Origin of the sequence: Thioalkalivibrio sp. HK1 (genome assembly GCA_000583135.1) — a bacterium.
Classification (GTDB): Bacteria; Pseudomonadota; Gammaproteobacteria; order HK1; family HK1; genus HK1.
The window spans coordinates 1-21,231 of the sequence record JFBG01000055.1 but is presented as its reverse complement, the minus strand read 5'-3'; the positions used below and the strand labels follow the sequence as shown (position 1 = coordinate 21,231).

The window sequence follows — 21,231 nt, the reverse complement described above, 5'->3', positions numbered from 1 at the left end:
CGAGTTCCTGTTATCTACTCCATGCTGATCGATGTGGTGCCGGTCTTCGAGCGCGAATCCCCTTTGGCCTGGACTTGAGTCGCATGAACCATGAAAGGGCCATCCGACTCGATCGCGCAGGAGTACCAACCTCTATTGCCACTAGTGATCCGATAGTCGGCGCCTTGGGCGGTGGAGACGGTGTAGACATTCAAGCGATCGATCGTTCCCGCTTCGATCACCGACCGACTCCGACCGGCATCGTCGGTGCACTTGAGTTCGGTACCGGTGCATTTTTTGCCATCCATCGCAATACATCTGATATTGATATAGGGAGTGTTGCCCTCCCCGGCATAAAAATGAACCCGAGCCTTGCCCGCTTCGCTCAACCGATAGGCGGTGGTATTGGCATTGACCGAATCCGTCGAGGACCAAACCTGCGCGACGATGTTCTGTTGGCTACGCAACGCACAATCGAGGGCCTTGTTGCGCATGGCCAAGGTATGCCTTTGGATATCTCCTATCGATAACGAAACCGTCGCTTGGCTTGGAATCGAAGTCCCGATTTTCCGATAGAACGAATCGCTGTCGAGCGAACCTTGGATGACACCACCGTCCTTGTCGGTGCAATCGACAAAGACGCGGCACTCTTTCTTGTCAAGACATCCGATCCGAGCCCTCGTATCGATCGAAACGGTAGAGATATTGCCCATCGCATAAGCCTTGATCGGCCAATAGCGTCCTTGGTTTTTGAACAAGATGGCGAGTTCAAGAGTCTTACTGACGGAAACGGGTCTGAGCATAGCGTTGTTCCTGATCCGCTCGTCGGATCCGAGCGAGATGAGCAAAGGGATCAGATCGGCTTTACCCTTCCTCGCAGCGATATGCAATACGGTATCGCCGTCATTGTTTTGGGCGTTGATATCGGCGCCGGCATCGATAAGGGTATGTATGGTATCGATCACATCATCGACATCCCATTCGTTTTTCAAAAAAACGAGATGCAAAGGGGTATCCCCGTCGGAGTTTTTCGCATTCACATCCGCTCCGGCATCGATCAGCGTGGAGATGGAGTCGTTGCGCTGCATCGCCGCTATGTGTAGGACAGTCCACCTCTCGTTATCATTCGAATCGACGATGACTCCATCATCGAATCCCCGAATCGACATCTTCGCATTGACATCCTCCCCCGCTTCGAGCAGTAGCCGGATGATCGTCGGATCGTTTTTATAATATGCCACCGCCAAGGTGAGGGGTCTGAGTTTTCCGTCGATCACCTTGGCGTTCGCACCCGCCTCGAGCAATAGCCTAACATTGGCGGTATGGTTGTTCATCGCCGCATTGCGCAAAGCGCTATAGCCGAATTCATCTATCGCTTCGACGTCCGCCTTTGCCTCGAGCAACATCCTGACAGCGATATCATCGGTGTTCGCGGCCACGATCAAGGCCGTTCGTCCGAGATCACCCCTTATATCGACTTTCGCTCCCGCATCCAACAGCATTCGCATGATATAAAGGCGCCGCAATCGATCGATCGAGGTCATCGAATCGCTATATGTCGACGCCGTGATCAAGGCGGTTTCTCCATAATCGGCAACCGTATCGATATCCACGCCGGCATCGATCAGCACTCGGGCGGTTTCGGATCGATTCCAATAAATCGCATAGTGCAAGGGAGTTTTTTTATGATCGTCCCCCTCGTTGACCTCGCAATCCGCATCGAGCATATTGCGCACGAGGGTGATATCTCCTTTCTTTGCGGCATCGTGCAGGTTGCAGGTTATTTCGCTGCCATTGGCGAAAGGAGCGATGGCGAGAACGATCAAGGCAATGATTCGAGTCATTTTCGGATCCCCCGAAAGGACAAGGCGGATTGATCGCCTTGCACTATGCCGCGCCCGCGCCCCGACAATGGCGCCGACGGGACCTGAAATGCATCGAAGCGGGTATCTTCGACACGCCCCGGGAAGAGATGACGATACGGGCTGCTTTTGCCGATGGGACGAAGCGATATCGCTTGTCCTTGTCGAGCATCGGCCAGCGCGGTGATACATCCGTCAGTGATTTCACCATAATCATAATCATAATTGCAGATCGACCCCGCAATCGATACGGTGCGCGATATCCATTCCTTTCTTTTCATATTCCATCACTCGTCATAAAACGCATGACTCCACCGTCTCATCGTCGGCGGGGCATAAAAAAAGGCGGCTTTCTTTTGGCAAGAAAGCCGCCTGCGAATCTTTATAGGGCGATGGTTCGGGTTCGCTTCGAAGATCGTCGGTTTATCCGACACTCCCTATTCGGCTGCCAATTCTCCAAGATGCCGGTAGCGGCTGTTGTTGACCAACGCCCCGCCGCCCCGGTGCGAGTCATCACCTGCACCGTGAAGTGTTGATCCGAGTGTTGATCGAAGTGCAACTTGCACGACAGACCCATCTGCCCCCAACGGTGGTCGATGAGCGATGCCAACTCGCTGGTTTGCAGATGTCCGACCGTCAGTCGGTCGAGACGACCCGATGCCCCTTCGTGCAGCATCCCATCATCCGTGTAGCAGATGAAAGCGGTTCTCGTGCAATGCTGTCCCTCGAAAGCAGGCTGCGCTGCGATCGCAACAAGGGGCCGGCATGAACTTCACCCTTGGTCCTCATCATCGAGTGATGTCCGATTCGCCTTGAGCTCGACGATATTCCCTTCGGGATCCGCAAGATAGACCGATCGGCCGAATCCTTGAGCGCCATAGCGGATTGCGGGCGGACCGATAAGGGCGATTCCTTGAGATGCGAGACCGGCCTCGAGATCCTCCCAATTCGGCCGATCGATCCTCAAACAGAAATGGGCGATATTGGCCCGATCGGGGTCGGGGGCTTTCGGCCCGGCAAGGGCGCTCCCGACGGGAACGAGATCGATCAAAGAGCCCCCGGCGCGGAGCTGCCAAAGATCCGATTCAAGCACGCTCCTTTCTAAGGTGCAACCCAAAACATCGATATAAAAGGCCATCGTCGCTTCCAATCGAGCGCATCTAAGGACGATGTGATCGAGGCCTTCGATGCGAACGAGAGGCTTTTCCTCGGTGTCGGTCTTGTCGTTCATCGGATCTTGCAAAGGCTTCGGCGGATGAGCCTAACACCGCATTCGAACCCTCGAATAGCGCTCGATATCGATCACCGTCGAGGTCGCCCCGACGGGTCTTTTGATATCCTTTCCCGCATGCTCCATCGCCAGCCGGAAGCCGAAACGCTCGAAGAATTCATCGTACATCTCGCCGCCTACGGTGCCTTGGGCTTCAAGCGCCCCGCTTCGGGGATCGACGGCGAGCACGATGGCCGTCAGCGGCTGGCGAGCGGGCCCCGAGAGCACCCTGGCCCCTCCTGCGGGATCGTAGACGCTGCGCTCGGAGCAGCAGAAGATCAACCCCTTTTCTTCGCGCGAGGTGCCTCGGCGATCGACGAAATGCAAGGCTTCGGGACGATAGTCGATGAAACTGACATCACGCGCAGGATGGCTCATCCGATGAGCGCAGATCGCCGCGAACGCCACCACCGAACGATCCTTGCCCACCCCGCCCGGCCAGCGATAGGGGGTTCCGTCTTCGGTGACGAGATCGATCGATTCGGGTGCCGGTCGATCCAGTTTGAGCAAAAAACAAGGAGTGCTTGCGTAGGGATAATGAAAGATATGGCTTCGACCGCGCTCGATTCTCGACTCGCTGATCGGCTCTCCCTTGGCATCGACGAGACGACTTCGCTCGTAGAAGCGGACCTTCCCCCCTTCGGCGGCAGCGGCGGCCAGCAAGGCCGGATTGGCCACCGTCGTCAACGCCGCCGTGCCGCACAGCCCGACGAAGCGCCTTCTTTTGACCTTACCGGACATGATGATTAAGAAGAGACGATCGGCGGGCGAGGGTTCAAGGCTTTCTCAGCCGCCGGAGGGTGTATCGAGCGCTCGTATCAACGGCAGGAGGATGCCGTCGATATCCTGTCGGGTCAAAGGGCCTATGTGCTTGTAGACGATTCGACCCTTCGCATCCACCAAAAAAGTCTCGGGGACACCGTAAACGCCCCATTCCAAACCGATGCGACCTTCGGCGTCCACACCGGTGCGGGTGTAGGGATCGCCCAAATCGTCAAGCCATCGACTCGCCGCCTGAGGGTCATCCTTGTAGTTGATACCGTGGATCGCTATGGTCCCGGCGCGATCGAGGTCGAGGAGCAAGGGGTGCTCGTGTCGGCAGGCCACGCACCACGAGGCGAAGATATTGACCAGAGAAGGCGCTTCTTTCAGATCTTGCGAGGACAACCCGAGATTGCGGCCTTGTACCGGAGCCAAATCGAATTCGGGCACCGTTTTGCCGACCAAGGGCGAGGGCACCAAGGTGGGATCGCGCTTCAAACCGAGATAGAGCGATAGCGCGATCAAGGCAAATAAAAGCACCGGCAACGGGTAGAGCCAGCGCGAAAAGCGCCTCGATGCGGGCGAAGGAGCGGCGGGGGGATGATCGACTCTCGAGTTCACGGTCTTGATTCTATATCTTCGCTAGGCACTTGCGGTTATCTTGCGATCCTACCACTTAGGCCGGGCGAGCGACGAACGATTGCGACCCGGGTTTGAAAATTCTCGGCCGCCCTTTTCGGATGCAAAAAACATCGAGGCAAGCGGGGTTTGGTATCCTGCAGCGCATCACCCGATATGAAAAGACGGCGATCCGAGGTTTCGATCGTTCCTCTCGAGGCATCGGATCGCCCACGAATCGTCCACTCATTGGCGCCTTTGGCACTCGGCAACTGCGATTGCCCGACACCCGAGATCCTTGCGGCAAAGGCCGCTCACCCCCACTTCGAGGCCATTATCCCGTGATCGATCTCTACACTTGGAGCACCCCCAACGGTCGCAAGATCTCCATCGCCCTCGAGGAGTGCGGCTTGGACTATCAAGCGCATCCGATCGACATCACCAAAGACGAACAATTCCACCCCGATTTTTTGGCCCTTTCCCCCAATAACAAGATCCCCGCCATCGTCGATCGCGACAACGGCCAGACCTTGATGGAATCCGGCGCGATCTTGCTCTATCTCGCCGAGAAATCCGGTCGATTCCTGCCCGTCGGAGAAAAACGATGGCGAACGATGGAATGGTTGATGTGGCAGATGGGGGGATTGGGTCCGATGTTGGGGCAAGTGCATCACTTCGTGAAATTCAATCCCGGCAAGAGCGAATACGGCGAGCGACGCTTTCGTGGCGAAGCCGAACGGCTCTACACAGTGCTCGAAGATCGCCTCGCCAACAACCCCTATATCGCGTCAGATGAATACACCATCGCCGACATGGCGGCTTGGCCCTGGATCTCGCGCTACGAGTGGCAGGAGATCGACCTCGCCGAATATCCTTGCGTCAAACGCTGGTATGTAGAGATCGCCCGGCGACCGGCGGTGCAACGGGGCTACCACGTGCCCAAGCGGATCGGGGATATCCCGATCCCCGACTAGATGGATCGGGATATCCTTTGCGAAAGAAGATCCCCCGCCCGAAAGCGCCGGGCTTCATACTCTGAAATATCCACTGACAAGCCCGACAATCCGGTCGGTCAGCCGCCGGCGGCGGGCGGGGCTTGGCATTCGATATATTCGAAGGCGCAGAGAAGCTCCTGCCCACCATCGTAGACCATCACCCCCGCCACATAGACGATGGTAATGAGTCCGATATAGGCAATCCAGCGATGGCGATCCAAGAGCCTTGCAATCCAAGAGGCGGCGAAACCCATCAGGGCCACCGAAAGCACGAGGCCGGTCACCAAAATCCAAGTGCTATCGCGGGCGATTCCGGCCACCGCCAAGACATTGTCGAGGGACATGGAGACATCGGCGATGAGGATGCTGAGGACCGCTTGGCGCACCTGCTTCGGCGAGGCTTGTCGCTTCGCTTCGGATTGTTCGAGCGAAGGGTCATCGATGCTCGGTTTTGCATGCGGGGTGCGAAGTTCGACCCATAATTTCCACGCCACCCAAACCAACAAGAGGCCGCCGATCAAGAGCAAGCCGGTGATTTGAAGGAGTTGTACGGTGATCGCCGCAAATCCTATCCTCATGACGGTTGCGGCGGCGATCCCGAAAAAGATGACCTTCGCGCGATATTCCCTAGGGAGCCCGGCGGCGGCCATGCCGATGACGATCGCATTGTCGCCGGCCAGCACCAAATCGACCAAAATCACCTGAAACAGGGCACTGAATTCGGCGGGGGAAACGATACTGAACAGGATATCCATCCGACTCCTTATCCATCCATGACATGATCGGCCATGACACGATCGGCAAAGCGAAGAAGAAAAAGCGAAGGAAAAAAAGAATGCCTTTTCGCTCGGTACGACAAAATCGGCTCTGGAGCGCCCCGCTCCCTTAGGTCAAAAGCGCTTCTTTCGAAAAGCCTAGGGCGAGGGTGAAATCGCCTGATGCAATCATCGAAACAAAAAACGCAAGGATAATCGATCGGATGGGGTCGACAGCGAATTCTCGATCGAACCCTCGTACCTCGCCTTTCTTTTTCGCTACCTTCCTTTCACCGGGCCAACCCCCTTTTCGACTCGAAACCCTCGTGCACCCACCACCCGAACAACGACGAAGCGAGCGCAACCGGCGGCGCATCGGCAGCCGGATCGGCCTTGCAGCCCTCCTTTGGCTGATGCGGGCGAGCGTGCGCCTGCCCCATCGGATGCGGATCGCTTGGGGCGCCGGAATCGGCTCGTTACTGCATCGGTGGGCCACGAAGCGCCGCAAGGTGGTGCGTAGAAACTTGGCGCTTTGCTTTCCCGAATTCAAGCCGGGGATGCGCGATCGGCTCGCTCGCGACCACTTTCGGGCGCTCGGCATGAGCCTGATGGAGACATCCCTGGCTTGGTGGGGAGACGATCCGAAGATCTTTCGGCGCGCGCGCATCATCGGCGCCGAGCATCTTGCCGATGCTCTTTCTCATGGCGAGGGCGTACTGCTCTTCGGCGGGCACTTCACCGCTTTCGAAATCGGCGGCCGGATATTGGCGAGGCGTTTTTCGGTCGCGGCGAGCTATCGACCGCACGACGATCCCCGTTGGGATGCAGTGATTCGAAAGGGTCGGCAACGATACCTCGAAACGCTGATCGAACATAAAAACATGAGAGGGATGATCCGCTATCTGCGAGGCGGGGGAATTCTATGGTATGCCCCGGATCAGAATTTCGGCGGCCCTCGAAGGGTGTTCGCTCGATTCTTTGCGCAAAGAGCGGCGACGACCACCGCCACTTCGTGGCTGATCCGAAGCAGCGGGGCGAGGGTGGTTCCCTATCTGTGTCGCCGCCGGGAAGACGACTCCGGATGGGATGTGATTCTCTCGCCCGCTTTGGACGGCTTTCCCAGCGGGGACGATCTGGCGGATACCGAACGCCTGAACACCATTTTGGAGGGTCATATCGAACAAAATATCGAGCAGTATCTTTGGATCCACCGTCGATTCAAGGATCGCCCCCCGGGGGAAAGCGATGTCTATGGCCCGGATATGCTGCGGGATTCGAAATGAGCGATGAGCCCTTCGCCGTCGGCATCGACGCCGCAACGCTTGGGCAAACAACTTTATATGGCGCAACGGGGCAGATACGGATAGAAGAGATGCGATCATTCGATCGATCCCCATCCGCGCTATCTTCGATCATCGAGGGATTGGCGAAAGATCCTTTCCATCCGGACCGTGAACTCCCGATCGATCGATTCGAATTTCCGGCGCGCCGAGCGAGCGATCCCCGCCAAGGATTCCTCCGATCGCCCCAATAGATCGACGATGATGCTCTCCAACGCATCGGGGTCGGCGAAATATTCATATCCGAGATTCTCAGGCCTTGATTGACGCCAAGGAATCACCAACCCTTCCCCGGGACCGACGAGTTCGGTCATCGGCGGGGCGTTGGTGGTCACCACCACCGCCCCGCAGGACATCCCCTCCAAGATATAGTGCCCCCAACCCTCGGCGCGGGAGGGACAAAGATGGATTCCACAGGAATTTTGGATATGCTGCATCTGGGCATCGTCGATATAGCCCCGCATCAAGGTGATATTGGAAGGCACGCTCGAAGGGGCCTTTTTTTCGGATTGCACCAAAACGAGTTCCGGCCACTCCGGATGCCTCGACCATAGATCGACGACCATCTCGGTCCCTTTATGCTTGCTATTTCCCGCGGCATGCAAAAAACGCTTCCATCGTTTATCCACCGACGCCAACTTGCGATCCCTCGAAGTGAATCCGGTATGGATACAAGGCGGTTTATATCGCGAAAATATCTCTTCGGCATGGCGGGTCTTGGCAAAGATCCTATCGACATATCGAAGACGATGGACATACCATTTTCTGAAAAACTCCTGATTGGGAAATAGCCAATGCCGATCCGCGGCATTGAGCCAAAGCCCCCGGATCCGCTCGAGATGGATCAGCGTATCGGCCACCTTTCGATTGCATAGAAAATCACGATAAGTGCGGCTTTTTCGATGCAGAACGCTCGATGTGGCGCCGATGGCATCGAGTCTGTCTTGCAATATCCTCACATCTTGCATCAAGCCATAAGCATTGATATCGACCACGAATGCGATTTCGTATCCGCTCACGATCGTTCTTCCCATAGTCGTTCGTAAACTTCGCAAAGACCTTGCACTTCCTTTTCCAAGGAAAATTTTTCCTGCACGTGAACCCTTGCGGCTCGCCCTTGGCGCTTTGCCGAATCCGGATCCTCCATATAGATTCGAATGGCTTGGCAAAGAGCATCTTTATCGCCCGCAGGGACGATGAGCCCGGTCTTTTCGGGCAGGATCATCTCGGCGTAGGAGCCGGCGTCGCTGGCCACCACCGCCGTGCCGCAGGCCATCGCCTCCAAGGGAGTCAGCCCGAAGCCCTCGTTGCGCGAGGGGGCGACGAATAACCGAAGATGACGGTAAAAGGGTCTGATATCCGGGATCTCGCCGATAAAGAGGATGCGCTTGCCAAGCCCGGCGTCATCGATCTCTCTTTTCAGCCCATCGAGATATCCTCGATGGTTCGGTCTCGTCGCACCGGCGATCAAGGCGATCCAATCCGGATAGGCCGGGAGCAACCGGATCATCGCGCGCACGAAGAGATCGCTTCCTTTTTGGTGACGGATGCGTCCGCAGCAGCCGATCGCAAAGCGCTCTCGGTGCGCTTGAAAGATCTCCTCTCGATCATTTTGCCGGGCATTTTGCAAAGTGCTTTGCGAGAAGGGCGAGAAACGCTCGCAATCCACTCCGTGGGGGATCACTCGATGCGGTCTATCGAGATAGCTGCCGGAGCGAACGCTGGTTGCGACCACCGCATCGACCCTCGCCATCAAGAAGCGGGTGAAGGATCGATGCCGCCTTTGCGCCGCCGAGGTGAATACGATCTTCAACGGGGCTTTGAAAAATACCTTCAAAATCAGACCCGCCAGCATTTCGATATTGCGCCTTGCATGCCAGATGCGAAAGGCGCGACCTGCAGGCTTTTTCAAAAGGCTCGGAAAGCGCCACCAAGCAATGGTCGGGATATCGGGTGGAAGCCCGGCCCCGAAAGCGGCGATATCGACCCTTTTTCGCTGATGCGGAATCAACTGCACGATGGTGCTGGTCACCCCCGAAAGGCGACGTTTGAAGTTGGTCGCAACGACCTCGACCTTTGAAATATCTAGCACCCTCGTCATGGTCTTGGCTGCGAATTCCGACTCAATATCGCACAAAAAACGATGAGATTGAAGAGGTGGAAACTATTGCTGATATCGTGAAAGAAGAGCAAATTCGTCATCCCCAGCATGATCGAGAAGATCGAGAATACCAAGGCCTCGTAGATCGACTCCCGCCGTCGGCCCTGCCCCCCGTAGCGCATAAGAAGAACCAAGGGGGCACTCGATACCGATATCAAGGCCATCACTCCCAACGCTCCGGCAGCCACGGCATGGGTGATGAATACATTATGCAGATGGGAGAAGGAGAAGGTCTGGGGGTTTCGTTCGATGCGGGCATAAAGCGCCGGGGCGAACGCTTGCTCCTCGTCGAGGGTGCGCTCGACGATCTCTTGGATATGAGGGGCGGCGGCGCCATAGCGATTTTGCGGGCCGTATCCGATGATCGGCTTTTCCTTCCATGCCGCCAAACCCGCCCGATACATGATCAGCCGGTGATGAAAGGCCGAGCGCTCCGCATCCCTTTCGAGATCGAGCAGCGACCAAAATGCGAAGGGGATCGGTGCGCTCCTTTCATCGACGGGGGAATGGAAGTCGCTCCACAGCACCCACGACGAGAGCAGCGCCGCCGCCACCACGGGCGGGGCGAGAAAGAATGCCGGTCGCCACCTCGATAGCCATCCGAGCAGGCAAGTGGCGGGCACGGCGAATACCGCGCAAGCCAGCAAAACGCCCCGGCCTTGGGCGAGAAAGGCGATCACCGCGATGCCCGCAAGGCATAGACCGACGCTCGCATATCTTTCGATCGGCGCCTTGCGCGGCATTTGTCCCACGCAAAGAAAGGAAAGGACGCCGAGCAAGGCCGAGAGGATCAACGGATTCCCGCTGAGCAGTTCGACCCGCCCGCTCCCCCAATATTCCCTTTCGAGGAGGGCGGCCAAGACGGTCAACGCCACCCCGATCATCGCCGCGCGGCTGACCCCGAGCCAAGTCAATCCTTGCGCCCGGCGGGGAAGAAGCAATGCGAGCGGGATCAGATAGATGAATTGCGAGAACGAGGCGATGGTGCGAAAAAAAGAGCCGTCGATACCCGCCAAGGCCCCGGAAAGAAGCATCACCACGCTGTAAAAGGCGAGCGCCGAAGCGAGATAGCGAGCGCTCAAAGGCGCCGCAGGCAGGGTCGAACGATGACGCCACAGATCGATCGAGGCCACCACGGCGGCGACGAAAAGCACCGCGGTGATGACGCTGCCGAGCATCGGAGCGGCGGCGATCGCGACATAGCAAAGGGTTGTCCAATACGAACGAGTCGCGCTCGAATCGGCAAAGGGGATCGATGGGCAAAGGGATGATCCGAGGTCTTCCCGGTGCATCCTTCTCGAGCGATCCGACGATGGATTCATCGACCATCACGAGGAAGGGGGGCTTACCGCCTCTTCCTCGAAGCCCGAACGATGCAGCCCGGCATAAAGACCGTTCTCGGCGATGAGATCCGCATGGGTGCCGCATTCGACCACCTTGCCTCGATCCATCACCGCGATGCGATCCGCATTCTCGATGGTCGAGAGTCGGTGGGCGATCACCAGCGTGGTGCGCCCCTTGCGCAGGGTATCCATCGCCTCTTTGACATGGCGCTCGGCTTCGCCGTCCAACGAGGAGGTCGCCTCGTCGAGGATCAGGATCGGGGCATTCTTGAACATCGCCCGGGCGATGGCGATGCGCTGGCGCTGCCCCCCGGAAAGGCTCACCCCGCGCTCCCCGACCGGGGTATCGAAGCCTTGGGGCATCGCCTCGATGAACTCCAAGGCATGGGCGGCTCGAGCGGCATCGCGAATCGCCTCCGATGATGCCCGATCACAAGATCCGTAGGCGATATTGGCGGCAACGCTATCGTCGAAGAGCACGATCTCCTGACTCACGAGCGCGATATTGGCACGCAACGAATCCAATGTCAGTTCGGGCAGGGGCACTCCATCGAGACGGATCTCGCCGCGATGGGGATCGTGAAAGCGCGGCAAGAGGCTCGCCAAGGTGGTCTTGCCGCTCCCCGAGGGACCGACCAAGGCGATCGTTTCCCCGGGCATGACATGCAGCGAGATGCCATCCAAGGCCGGCGGCCCCGAACGTCGATAGCGAAAGCCGACCCCGTCGATCGCGATCTCGCCCTTGGCCCTTCCAAGGCGCTGCCGACCGCGATCCCTTTCGACCTCTGCGTCGATCAAGGCGAAGACGGTGATGGCCGCCGCGATACCCTTTTGCAAGGGGGCGTTGACGCTCGTCAACCGCTTGATGGGGGAGAACAGCAGCGCCATCGCGGTGAAAAAACTCACGAAATCACCGATGCCCATCGCTTGCGCGGAAAAACGCTTCGCGCACAGGATCAGGATCAGTGCCAATGCCAATGCGATCACCATCTGGGCGATGGGAGTGGCCGCGGCCGAGAAAGCGGCGAAACGAATCTGGAATTGACGGGTGCGATCGGCGGCGTTCTCGAAACGATGCATTTCGCGCCGGCGCCCGGAGAAGATCTTGACCACCTTGTGTCCTTCGATGCTTTCTTGGAGGACGCGGGTGAGCTCGCCCATCGTTTGCTGCAATCCTTGGGACATTCGCCGCAATCGACGGCTGAAGTAGAGGGTGAGCGCCGTCACCACCGGGGCGCTGGCGAGCACGATCAGGGTCAAGACCAGATCGATCCAGAGCATCCACCCGATCAGACCGACGACGACGACGCTGTCTCGCACCAATACCGTGACCGCGCGCGTGGCGGCTTCGGTCACCTGCTGCACATCGAAGGTGATGCGGGAAATCAAGGTGCCCGAAGGAACGCCGTCGCAAGCGGCGGTGGGGATGCCGAGCAGGCGATCGAACATCTCCCGGCGCAAATCCCTCACCAAGCGCGCCGCCACCGATTCGAGGGCGTAGGCGGAAACGAAGGCGGACAGTCCGCGCACGAAAAACAGGGCCAGAAAGAGAGCGGCATAAAGGGGCATGGCTTCGATCGACCCCCCCTCGAAACCATCGGTGATGCGTTTCAAGATGGCAGGGATCGCAGGTTCGGTCAGCCCCAAAACGATCATCGCCGCGATGCCGGTGGCGAATGTCCCCCGGTAGGGCAGAACGTGGCTTATAAGGCGTAGATAAACGGCCTTGCCGGAGGGGGTCGGCGCCGATCCATCCAAGACGGCGAAAGCGCTTTCGGATACGCTTTCCCGCGCTTCGGCTTCGACTTCGGGCGGGGATCCGCGCATCGAAAAAGGAGGGGGAGGGGGATGCCGCCTACGCCTCGAGCGTGAAATGCGCACCGCAGTAAGGACATTGTGCGGATCCACTGCCCTCGATGGGAAGGTAGACCTTGGGATGCGAATTCCACACCGGCATTCCCGGCATCGGACAGCTAAGCGGCAAATCGGCGCGAGAAACCTTGTAGCGATCCTTCATATCGCCCCGGTCCGAAGGATCGGACGGGGAGTGTGATCGCTCGTCATGGGATTCGGGCGCAGGGGCGGCGGAGGTGGTAAGCAAGGCGATCGACCTCTATCGAATCATCGAAATACCGTCAACGGAAAATCCCGGGCAAGCGCGCCGATTTCATATCCCTACGGACCTCGAAGCGGATCGGGATGCTCGGGGATATCTTGCGCGAACGAGCCCTTGGATACGGATACCCGAAAAGGATTTTCACCGAATCTCTTGCGAGATCGAAGGGCGAGATCGATTCATGGAATCGGATCGCTTCGATGCACGTCCCGCCGGTCGCCGATTATAGCCGCCCGGGATCGCCCGAGCCCTTGACCATCTCGCGTAAAGGCCATGGGGCGATGCGCACCGGCGCAGATGGAGTCGCACTTGGAGTCGCTTTCGCGATCCTTCGAGCCTTGGCTCGCCGGAATCGCTTTTCAGTCATCCATCATGGTTTTCCAGATCCGCGTGACTTTTTCGGGGAAATCACCGAATTCCCCCTCGTCGACGAGACCGGGATTTTCCAGGAAATAGAGCTGGTGCCATCGGCGGCGATAGGCGAGATAGGCCGCAGCGAGAGTGCGGATATCCTCGGAGGGCATCAGGCCTGCGGACTCGAAACCCTCTAGCAAGCGGATATTGTCGGTGAAATCGATATCGTCGCCGAGCAGGCTCGAACCCCGGCGCAGCACGACATATTGCACCAGGAATTCGATATCCACGATACCCCCTTCCCCTTGCTTGATATCGAAGACACCCGGGGTACGCACCGCAAGGTTATCCCGCATCTTGTGGCGCATGCCGCGCACGTCTTCGAGCAGGGTCGCATCATCGCGCTCGCGCAGCAGGATCTCGCGCCGAAGGGCTGAAAAACGCTTCCCCAAAGCCAAATCCCCCGCCACCGGGCGGGCGCGCACCAAGGCCTGATGCTCCCACGTCCAAGCGCTCTCTCGCAAATAAACGCCGTAGCCATCGAGGCTGTTGACCAACACCCCCTTGCCGCCATGAGGGCGCAACCTCGGATCCACCTCGTACAGGATCCCTTGGGGGGTAACGGTGGTCAGGATGTGGATCAAACGCTGGGTCAAACGGGCATAGAAGGTGGAGAGATCGGTGGGACGTTTTCCGGTCGTCGTCGCCGTCGAATCGTCATCGTGGATGAAAACGAGATCCAAATCGGAACCATAGCCGAGTTCGATCCCTCCGAGCTTGCCGTAGGCGATGATCAGATAGGGCGGGGAAACGACATTCTCGGGAAGGGTTTGCGGGCGACCGTAGCGCTTGACCATATCCCGCCACGCCAGCTTGACCGCCGCTCGCAAGGTCTCCTCGGCGATATATGTCAGATAATCGCTGACCTTCATCAGCGGGGCGTTTTGCGATACATCCGCCGCCGCCACCCGCAGCAGATTGGCTTGTCTGGCCCGCATCAGACCGTTCAGCTCCTCCTCGTGATTGGGCTCGTCGGGTAGTTCTCGAACGATATCGGCGGCGATACCGGGAGGCTCGGGCGGGGTGTAGAGGGTCTTCGGATCGAGCAGTTCGCTCAGCAATGCCGGGTCTCGAGCGAAGATGCGAGAGAGCCTCGAGCTTGCGGCGCAAAGTCGCACGAAATGCGACAGGGCGACGGCTCGTTCGCAAAGCAGCACGAAGTAGACGCTGCGACCGCAGATCGACTCCACCACCCCCATCACCCGCTCGAGGGTCTCGATGACGTTGTCGCACTTGGCGATTTCCCGCAGGAGATCCGGAGCCAAGCGCACCAAGCGCTCTTGCGCGATCATCCCCTTGGTGCGCGAGATCACGATCGAGCGGGATTTCTCGATCGCCTCCCACACCGCTTCCGGGTCATCGAAGCCCGCCCGAGCGAGGCTCTCTCGCTCCGACTCGGGGTCGGCATCGGCCGATTCTTGCGAGAAAAACGAGCCCAAGGGATCGTCTTCCTCTTCATCGCCGCGTTTTTCCTCACCGAAGACATGGGCGAACTGCGCCGCGACCGCCTCGCGGTGGCGATTCAACCGCTCGTAGAAACGCTTCCAGTCGGCATCGCCCATGCCGACGGCGATTCGAAGCCGCTCTTCATCGCTTTCGGGCAGGATATGCTCTTGGCGATCCGCCACCTGCTGCAAACGATTCTCCGCAGCGCGTAAGAATCGATAGGCGGCGATCAGATTCCTTACCGCCTCTTCGGGGAGCAATCGCAGCTCGCCGACGAGGGTAAGAACCCGAATCAGCTGCCGATGACGAAGCCTCGGCGTACGACCGCCTCGAACCATCTGAAAAGCCTGGGCGGTGAACTCCACCTCCCGAATCCCCCCGGTGCCGTGCTTGATGCTGTCCTCCATTCCCTTGAGGACCACCTCTCGCTCCATCACCGTCTTGAGTTCTCGCAAGGATTGCAAGGTCGCGAAATCCAAGTAACGGCGGTAGACGAAGGGCCGAAGTTCGTCCATGAATTCCGCGACCAGCACCTGATCGCCGCTGACGGCGCGAGCGCGGATCATGGCGTAGCGCTCCCAATCGCGCCCGTGATTGCGGTAATACTCCTCCATCGGCCCGAAGGCGATCGCCAACGGCCCTTGGCTTCCGAAGGGGCGCAAACGCATATCCACCCGGTAGACGAAGCCGTCTTTCGTATGCTCTCCCAAGGTTCTTATCAGCGATCGCGCCAGTTGCACGAAGTAGCGCTCGTTCTCGACGCTGCGCCGCCCGCCTTCGGTCTGACCGTTTTCCGGCCAGGTGAAGATGAGGTCGATATCGGAGGAGAAATTGAGCTCGCTCGCGCCGAGTTTTCCCAAAGCGAGCACGACCATTTGCTGGGGCTTGCCGCTCGTCTCCCCGATGGGGGTGCCGAGCCTGACGCGCTGCATCTCGTGGAGCCGACGGGTGGCGGAATCGATCATCGCATCGGCCAATTCCGAGGTATCGCGCAAGGTCTCGTCGAGGGGGGCGAGCCCCCCGATATCCCGCCAAGCGATACGCACCATCTCCCGGCGGCGGAAACGACGCAGGGACTCCATCAAATCCTCGATCGAGGTGGCATCCTCGATGGCTTGCTGCACCCGCACCGCGAAGGGGATGCCTCCACCGAGATTGGAATCCTCCGCCGAAGACAGAGAATCGCCCGGATAGGAGATCGCCAGATCTCCGCTTTTGAGAAGATCCTCCAAGAGCTCGGGGTGGCGAAGACAGCTGGTGAAGACGAAATCGGAGCAGGCGAGAACCCGTCGGGCATCGCCGGGCATGGCGGCGAGGTCTCGGGAGCTCACCTCGCGCAGCTCGGCCAGACGATCGCTGGCGGTGAGCATCAACGAGGGCGGCAGGGAGGCATCGCCCCGCCAAGACGAGGGCTTTTCCATCGCATCGATTTTCGCTGCACCCATCGCTCTATCGCCTCGCTCCGGTGAACTCGTTATTTCGAGGATTTGGATATGAAGATCTGGATATTGAGAATAACGATATTCCGGCGATGCCCCAAATCAAGGACAGGCACTTCGTCGTTGGCGTTTGCATCTCGACGGTGAATCCGATGCCGGCGTCGAGGCATCATCGAGGCCACATCCGAAGCGGACCGCATAAAGCCATCGAGGACGACGCCCCCCTTCGAGACCGGATCGAGCGCCCTCGCTATTGCGTCCACGGCCACCGAGAGGATGCCGGGATGAGGTGCCGTGCCTGATCAACCGACGATCAATTTGATGGTGCCGGCGGCGATCGTTCCGACGATGATGTAGTTGGAGACTTCCATCCGGCCGAGCCTTCGGTCAATGTTTTTCACGGTCTCTTCCATCACTCGAATTCCGACCTCGTGTTCATTGAAGAGCCTGTCGATCATCTCTTGCTTGTCGTGTTCACTCATCGACTTGCGCCCTTTATCTCAACCAAGACCGGTGGGCGGATCCGGACCATGCGATCCTGCTGACCTGTACTGTCCTTTTCGTTCTCATCGCTCTCCTGACGGCCTCGGCGATGGCATCGTCGACGATCTTTCGTCGGATCGTATATCGGCACTATACATCTGTCCAGAAAAAGCGATGCTCGCAAGATTCGAAAGAGCGGCAATAATCCGACACCTTCGCTTGAAAATCGGCGATCTGAAAAAAACGATCCGAGGCGACAATTCCCATCGGGATCGCCGATGAATCGAAAAACGCTCTTCATCGCTTCGCAAAAAAAAGGATTGAGCACCGTGCGCCGACCGAATTTCGAATCCGGGACGATCTGGACGCAAGACAATCTCTTGGTTCTGCAAGGGATCGACAGCGAATGCATCGATCTGATTTACTTGGATCCCCCCTTCAATTCCAACAAGGATTATGCCGCCCGGATCGACAGCAAGGCCGACGGCGCCGAATTCAGTGATCGCTGGACACCGAAGGCGGTCGCAAAAGAACGAATCGATCTCATCGAAGCCAAGCATCCGATGTTATATCGAGCGATCCGGGCCGCGCAACGAGACTCCGATACCGCCTATCTCTTTTATATGGCCTTGCGTTTGCTGGAGATGCATCGGATATTGAAGCCCACCGGGAGCATCTGGCTGCACTGCGATCCGACCATGTCCCATTATCTGAAAATCGTCATGGATGCGATCTTCGAAAAAGAAAGATTCCGAAACGAAGTGGTATGGTGCTATACCGGCCCCGGCTCCCCCGGGGGACGCCAGTTCAACCGGAAGCACGATTGCCTGCTGTGGTATTCGAAAGGCGATCGCTGGACCTTCAACAAAGATGCGGTGAGAATTCCCTACAAAGACGGAAAGCCCCATGTCGGCGGTTGGAATATGAATGCCGAGGAGGCGAAGCGCTACGGGGATCGAGGGAAGATCCCCGAGACATGGTGGGCGGATATCGCGGTCGCGATCCGAAGTTCGAAGGAGAATGTCGGCTATCCCACGCAAAAGCCCTTGGCCTTGCTGCATAGAATCATCGGGGCCAGCAGCAACGAGAACGATATGGTTTTGGATCCATTTTGCGGCAGTGCCACCGCCTGCGTGGCCGCGGATATCCAAAATAGGCGATGGGCGGGGATCGATATCTCACCGAAGAGTTGGGAGATGGTCGATGAGCGGCTACGGGGACGGCAATCCTCTTGCGAGCGCCCTCGATATCACCGGCTGGATATCCCCCGAAGGACGGATCCGACCCTCTTGCGGCGATGATTCGGGGACTCGCGCGATGGCCGACCAAGCCCGCGGGTCGGATTCTTCTGCTTGACGGGAATAGGGTGCTACGAAGCGAAATTCGCCCCCGAGTCAGGTCGGGGCGGCGATGCGCAGCTCCCGATGACCCGACCGGCATCGAGGATGCGAAGCAATCCCGGCCGGTCAATGCCCTCGGCGGTGCGCCGGCGATCGATAGGGACCATAATCCGCAAAAAAGAATTCGCGGATGGGAATCCCTAATCCCGAACAACCCCTGGGGCGCTCATGGGATACTTCGAGGGAGCGCTCTTCGGGACGTCGATTCAAGATGTCGACATCCTTCGATTGCCTGCGGCGTTTTCGCCGACCACCTCGATCGGGGATCGTGCAATGAACCATGTTTTCACCCCTCCCGAAGCCTCGAGCCTCGCCGTCGCCGACAGCGACTTGCGATTCCCGGTGCGCCGAGTCTATTGCGTCGGCCGCAACTATGCCGCTCACACCCGCGAAATGGGACACGATCCGGATCGAGAGGATCCTTTCTTCTTCCAAAAGAATCCCGATTCCCTGCTGCCCGGCGGATCGATCCTTCCCTATCCTCCGGCTTCGAAAGATCTTCATTTCGAGATCGAACTGGTCTGCGCCCTCGGGCAAGGAGGGGCGAAGATCCCCACCGATCGAGCCCTCGATCATATTTGGGGCTATGCCGTCGGTATCGACATGACCCGCCGCGACCTCCAAGGCGAGGCGAAAAAACTCGGCCGCCCTTGGGAGGCGGGAAAATCCTTCGATCACGCCGCACCGTGTTCTCGGGTGCATCCGGTGACACGCACCGGGCATCCGACGAAGGGGCGTATCTGGCTGGAGGTCAACGGGAAGATCCGGCAGGACGGGGATCTTGGCGAGTTGATCTGGCCGGTTGCGGGCATCATCGAGCGGCTTTCTTCCCTTTTCACCTTGGCGGCGGGGGATCTGATCTTCACCGGCACCCCGGCCGGGGTCGGGGCGGTGGAACGCGGGGATGTGATGGTCGGGGGGGTCGAGGGGATCGACGAAATTCGAATCGAAGTGGGATAGAAGAAGTGGGGTAGAAGAAGCGGGCCGGGTTCGCACCGACGGATCCTGCCAATCCATCCGACAACTCGAGAAATCCGAAGCTTTGATTCCTCCGGCGATCCATCCAATGACGAACGATAACGACCATCACCCGTCGCAGTTCTCCTTGAACGACGAACAACGGGCTCTGCGGGAGCGGGCGCGGACCCTCGCCCTCGAGGTGATCGCGCCTCGAGCGGCGCACGTGGATCGCAGCGAGGAATATCCTTGGGAGAATGTCGAAGCCTTGCGCGAAGCGGGCATGATGGGGATGACCATCCCCGTCTCCTACGGCGGTCGAGGATCGAGCTTCCTCGATGCCTGCATCGTCATCGACGAGATGGCGCAGGTCTGCGGCGTAACCGGGCGCATCGTGGTCGAAGCCAATATGGGGGCGATTTCGGCCTTGATGCACTACGGAACCGAGGCTCAAAAGCGGCTGGGCGCACAATCGGTGCTGGCCGGCGACAAACCCGCCATCTGCATCACCGAGCCCCAAGCGGGCAGCGCCGCCGGCGAGATGTCCACCCGCGCCGACCGCCGCGGCGATGTCTATGTCGTCAATGGCATGAAGCACTGGATCACCGGCGGCGGGGTATCGCGCCTGCACTTGATTTTCGCGCGGGTTTTCGACGAGCGAGGGAAGGAAGAGGGGATCGGAGGATTCATCGCGATCCGCGGCGAGACCGCGGGGCTCGAAATCGGCCCTCGCGAACCGACGATGGGATTGCGCGGCATCCCGGAAACCGTCATCCGCTTTCGGGACATGGAAATCCCGAAAGAGCGCGTCCTATTTCCCCCGAGAGGATTCGGCCGCGGCTTTGCGGATCTGATGAACGCCTACAACTCGCAGCGGGTCGGAGCGGCGACGGTGGCTTTGGGGATTGCCGATGGCGCCTACAAACTGGCCCTTGACTATGTCGGCGAACGCGAGCAGTTCGGGCGGCCGATTGCCGAATTCCAAGGGCTGCAATGGATGCTTGCGGATATGAGCATCAAAATCGCCGCCGCCCGAGCGATGGTGCGATCGGCGGCGGCGAGCGCGAACCCCTTCCCGGATATGACCTTGGCCGCCCAAGCCAAGATATTCTCCTCGGAGATGGCGATCCGGGTCAGCAACGACGCCCTGCAATGCTTCGGGGCGCGGGGATATTCCCGCCGGCTGCCGCTGGAGCGGATGGTGCGCGATGCCCGGATGTTCACCATCGGGGGCGGAACCGCGCAGATCCTGCGCACCGTGGTGGCATCGCGCATCTTGGGCCGCAAACTGCCGCAGACCCGGGATGGATATATCCGCCAAGCGACCTAGCGGCGATGGTTCGAAGCGTCGATTCGATCCCTCGATCCGGCATGGGCGGGATCGACGAGCCCGTCGAACATCGATTGCATCGGGGATATCGAAGGCGGGGATAGCGGGAGATATCGAGGGCAAGGCTACCCGAGCGTGACGCCAAGGGGCGATGCAAAAAAGCCGCCGGTCTCGACAAGCGGGGATCGACGAAAAACGACCAAGAGCAAGCGAAATCGGCGACAAGCGTGAAGGTGGCCGAGGCGGATAGGACCAAACGGCAATCCACCTCGCCGCCACTTCAATCCTCGCACATCGCTCGCTGCAAGTGTGGCTGCATGCGTGGCTGCATGCACCGAGGAAGCCAAGCCTTTTTCAATCGTCACCCGCAACCCTTTTCTTTCGACCCTCCTTGATCACCCGGATCCATCATAGCCGATGAGCCCCGCCCCCTTGAAACTCGACTTCCTCGCTTGGAAGCTCCTATGCCTGCTGGCGATCTTATGGGGCATGTCCTTCATTTTGATGGAAATGGTCTTGAAGACCCAAGCCCTCGGACCTACTCTGAATGTGCCATTCTTT

At 58.8% G+C, this 21,231-nt stretch carries 19 protein-coding genes; 6 read left to right on the top strand and 13 right to left on the bottom strand.

The window, feature by feature from the left end:
- Window positions 1-14: 14 nt before the first annotated feature.
- The 5 genes from BF99_RS0113835 to BF99_RS0113810 form a co-directional block, all read right to left on the bottom strand.
- The gene (locus BF99_RS0113835; protein WP_025771383.1) at window positions 15-1,823 is read right to left on the bottom strand and encodes an ankyrin repeat domain-containing protein; all 1,809 of its coding nucleotides are present in this window, start codon (window positions 1,821-1,823) and stop codon (window positions 15-17) included.
- Between the two features lie 400 nt (window positions 1,824-2,223).
- Window positions 2,224-2,517: a hypothetical protein gene (locus BF99_RS0113825; RefSeq protein WP_025771381.1), complete on the bottom strand. Its 294-nt coding sequence runs from the start codon at window positions 2,515-2,517 to the stop codon at window positions 2,224-2,226.
- 96 nt (window positions 2,518-2,613) lie between these two features.
- Window positions 2,614-3,072, bottom strand: a complete 459-nt coding sequence (locus BF99_RS0113820; RefSeq protein ID WP_038098438.1) for a VOC family protein — start codon at window positions 3,070-3,072, stop codon at window positions 2,614-2,616.
- 30 nt (window positions 3,073-3,102) lie between these two features.
- Window positions 3,103-3,852, bottom strand: a complete 750-nt coding sequence (locus tag BF99_RS0113815) for a hypothetical protein (RefSeq protein ID WP_025771377.1) — start codon at window positions 3,850-3,852, stop codon at window positions 3,103-3,105.
- A 45-nt stretch (window positions 3,853-3,897) separates the two neighbouring features.
- Window positions 3,898-4,494, bottom strand: a complete 597-nt coding sequence (locus tag BF99_RS0113810) for a DsbE family thiol:disulfide interchange protein (RefSeq protein ID WP_025771375.1) — start codon at window positions 4,492-4,494, stop codon at window positions 3,898-3,900.
- 338 nt (window positions 4,495-4,832) lie between these two features.
- Here BF99_RS0113810 and BF99_RS0113800 point away from each other — a divergent pair, with 338 nt between their 5' ends.
- Entirely contained in the window at window positions 4,833-5,465 is a 633-nt protein-coding gene (locus BF99_RS0113800) for a glutathione S-transferase family protein (RefSeq protein ID WP_025771371.1), read from the top strand.
- 98 nt (window positions 5,466-5,563) lie between these two features.
- Here the strand turns inward: BF99_RS0113800 and BF99_RS0113795 are convergent, their stop codons facing one another.
- A complete protein-coding gene (locus BF99_RS0113795) occupies window positions 5,564-6,241 on the bottom strand; it encodes a TerC family protein (RefSeq protein WP_081759275.1) in 678 nt (225 codons plus the stop codon).
- 326 nt (window positions 6,242-6,567) lie between these two features.
- On the opposite strand from BF99_RS0113795, the gene BF99_RS21000 reads away from it, so the two are divergent.
- Window positions 6,568-7,524, top strand: coding sequence for an LpxL/LpxP family acyltransferase (locus BF99_RS21000; RefSeq protein ID WP_197019155.1), 957 nt, complete (start codon window positions 6,568-6,570; stop codon window positions 7,522-7,524).
- 119 nt (window positions 7,525-7,643) lie between these two features.
- On the opposite strand, the gene BF99_RS0113780 is transcribed toward BF99_RS21000, so the two are convergent.
- From BF99_RS0113780 to glnE, 6 genes are all read right to left on the bottom strand, one after another.
- Complete coding sequence (locus tag BF99_RS0113780) at window positions 7,644-8,600, bottom strand: glycosyltransferase (protein ID WP_197019154.1); 957 nt, start codon at window positions 8,598-8,600, stop codon at window positions 7,644-7,646.
- Window positions 8,597-9,673: a glycosyltransferase family 4 protein gene (locus BF99_RS0113775; RefSeq protein ID WP_197019153.1), complete on the bottom strand. Its 1,077-nt coding sequence runs from the start codon at window positions 9,671-9,673 to the stop codon at window positions 8,597-8,599. The genes BF99_RS0113780 and BF99_RS0113775 overlap by 4 nt, the downstream gene beginning before the upstream one ends.
- A gap of 5 nt (window positions 9,674-9,678) precedes the next feature.
- Window positions 9,679-11,034: an O-antigen ligase family protein gene (locus BF99_RS0113770; protein ID WP_025771366.1), complete on the bottom strand. Its 1,356-nt coding sequence runs from the start codon at window positions 11,032-11,034 to the stop codon at window positions 9,679-9,681.
- A 36-nt stretch (window positions 11,035-11,070) separates the two neighbouring features.
- On the bottom strand, window positions 11,071-12,912 hold the full coding sequence (gene msbA, locus BF99_RS0113765) for a lipid A export permease/ATP-binding protein MsbA (protein WP_025771365.1): 1,842 nt from the start codon (window positions 12,910-12,912) through the stop codon (window positions 11,071-11,073).
- Window positions 12,913-12,940: 28 nt separating this feature from the next.
- The gene (locus BF99_RS0113760; RefSeq protein ID WP_025771364.1) at window positions 12,941-13,186 is read right to left on the bottom strand and encodes a zinc-finger domain-containing protein; all 246 of its coding nucleotides are present in this window, start codon (window positions 13,184-13,186) and stop codon (window positions 12,941-12,943) included.
- Between the two features lie 374 nt (window positions 13,187-13,560).
- Complete coding sequence (gene glnE / locus BF99_RS0113750) at window positions 13,561-16,506, bottom strand: bifunctional [glutamate--ammonia ligase]-adenylyl-L-tyrosine phosphorylase/[glutamate--ammonia-ligase] adenylyltransferase (RefSeq protein WP_051482924.1); 2,946 nt, start codon at window positions 16,504-16,506, stop codon at window positions 13,561-13,563.
- An 86-nt stretch (window positions 16,507-16,592) separates the two neighbouring features.
- Here glnE and BF99_RS0113745 point away from each other — a divergent pair, with 86 nt between their 5' ends.
- Entirely contained in the window at window positions 16,593-16,802 is a 210-nt protein-coding gene (locus tag BF99_RS0113745; RefSeq protein ID WP_156013322.1) for a hypothetical protein, read from the top strand.
- Here the strand turns inward: BF99_RS0113745 and BF99_RS23035 are convergent, their stop codons facing one another.
- Complete coding sequence (locus tag BF99_RS23035) at window positions 16,803-16,982, bottom strand: hypothetical protein (RefSeq protein WP_156013321.1); 180 nt, start codon at window positions 16,980-16,982, stop codon at window positions 16,803-16,805.
- A 279-nt stretch (window positions 16,983-17,261) separates the two neighbouring features.
- Between BF99_RS23035 and BF99_RS20995 the strand changes: the two genes are divergently transcribed.
- From BF99_RS20995 to acdA, 3 genes are all read left to right on the top strand, one after another.
- A complete protein-coding gene (locus BF99_RS20995) occupies window positions 17,262-18,284 on the top strand; it encodes a DNA-methyltransferase (protein WP_025771360.1) in 1,023 nt (340 codons plus the stop codon).
- A 267-nt stretch (window positions 18,285-18,551) separates the two neighbouring features.
- Window positions 18,552-19,343, top strand: coding sequence for a fumarylacetoacetate hydrolase family protein (locus BF99_RS0113720; protein ID WP_197019152.1), 792 nt, complete (start codon window positions 18,552-18,554; stop codon window positions 19,341-19,343).
- Window positions 19,344-19,449: 106 nt separating this feature from the next.
- Window positions 19,450-20,670: a 3-sulfinopropanoyl-CoA desulfinase gene (gene acdA, locus BF99_RS0113715; protein WP_025771358.1), complete on the top strand. Its 1,221-nt coding sequence runs from the start codon at window positions 19,450-19,452 to the stop codon at window positions 20,668-20,670.
- The last annotated feature ends 561 nt before the right edge of the window (window positions 20,671-21,231 follow it).

What these genes read in the sequence shown, in the direction of transcription:
- glnE (WP_051482924.1), bottom strand. Translation starts at nt 16,506, where the DNA reads ATGGGTGCAGCGAAAATCGATGCGATGGAAAAGCCCTCGTCTTGGCGG.
- BF99_RS23035 (WP_156013321.1), bottom strand. Translation starts at nt 16,982, where the DNA reads ATGAGTGAACACGACAAGCAAGAGATGATCGACAGGCTCTTCAATGAA.
- BF99_RS0113820 (WP_038098438.1), bottom strand. Translation starts at nt 3,072, where the DNA reads ATGAACGACAAGACCGACACCGAGGAAAAGCCTCTCGTTCGCATCGAA.
- BF99_RS0113835 (WP_025771383.1), bottom strand. Translation starts at nt 1,823, where the DNA reads ATGACTCGAATCATTGCCTTGATCGTTCTCGCCATCGCTCCTTTCGCC.
- BF99_RS0113825 (WP_025771381.1), bottom strand. Translation starts at nt 2,517, where the DNA reads ATGCTGCACGAAGGGGCATCGGGTCGTCTCGACCGACTGACGGTCGGA.
- BF99_RS0113795 (WP_081759275.1), bottom strand. Translation starts at nt 6,241, where the DNA reads ATGGATATCCTGTTCAGTATCGTTTCCCCCGCCGAATTCAGTGCCCTG.
- BF99_RS0113745 (WP_156013322.1), top strand. Translation starts at nt 16,593, where the DNA reads ATGCCCCAAATCAAGGACAGGCACTTCGTCGTTGGCGTTTGCATCTCG.
- BF99_RS0113770 (WP_025771366.1), bottom strand. Translation starts at nt 11,034, where the DNA reads ATGCACCGGGAAGACCTCGGATCATCCCTTTGCCCATCGATCCCCTTT.
- BF99_RS20995 (WP_025771360.1), top strand. Translation starts at nt 17,262, where the DNA reads ATGAATCGAAAAACGCTCTTCATCGCTTCGCAAAAAAAAGGATTGAGC.
- acdA (WP_025771358.1), top strand. Translation starts at nt 19,450, where the DNA reads ATGACGAACGATAACGACCATCACCCGTCGCAGTTCTCCTTGAACGAC.
- BF99_RS0113720 (WP_197019152.1), top strand. Translation starts at nt 18,552, where the DNA reads ATGGGATACTTCGAGGGAGCGCTCTTCGGGACGTCGATTCAAGATGTC.
- BF99_RS0113815 (WP_025771377.1), bottom strand. Translation starts at nt 3,852, where the DNA reads ATGTCCGGTAAGGTCAAAAGAAGGCGCTTCGTCGGGCTGTGCGGCACG.
- msbA (WP_025771365.1), bottom strand. Translation starts at nt 12,912, where the DNA reads ATGCGCGGATCCCCGCCCGAAGTCGAAGCCGAAGCGCGGGAAAGCGTA.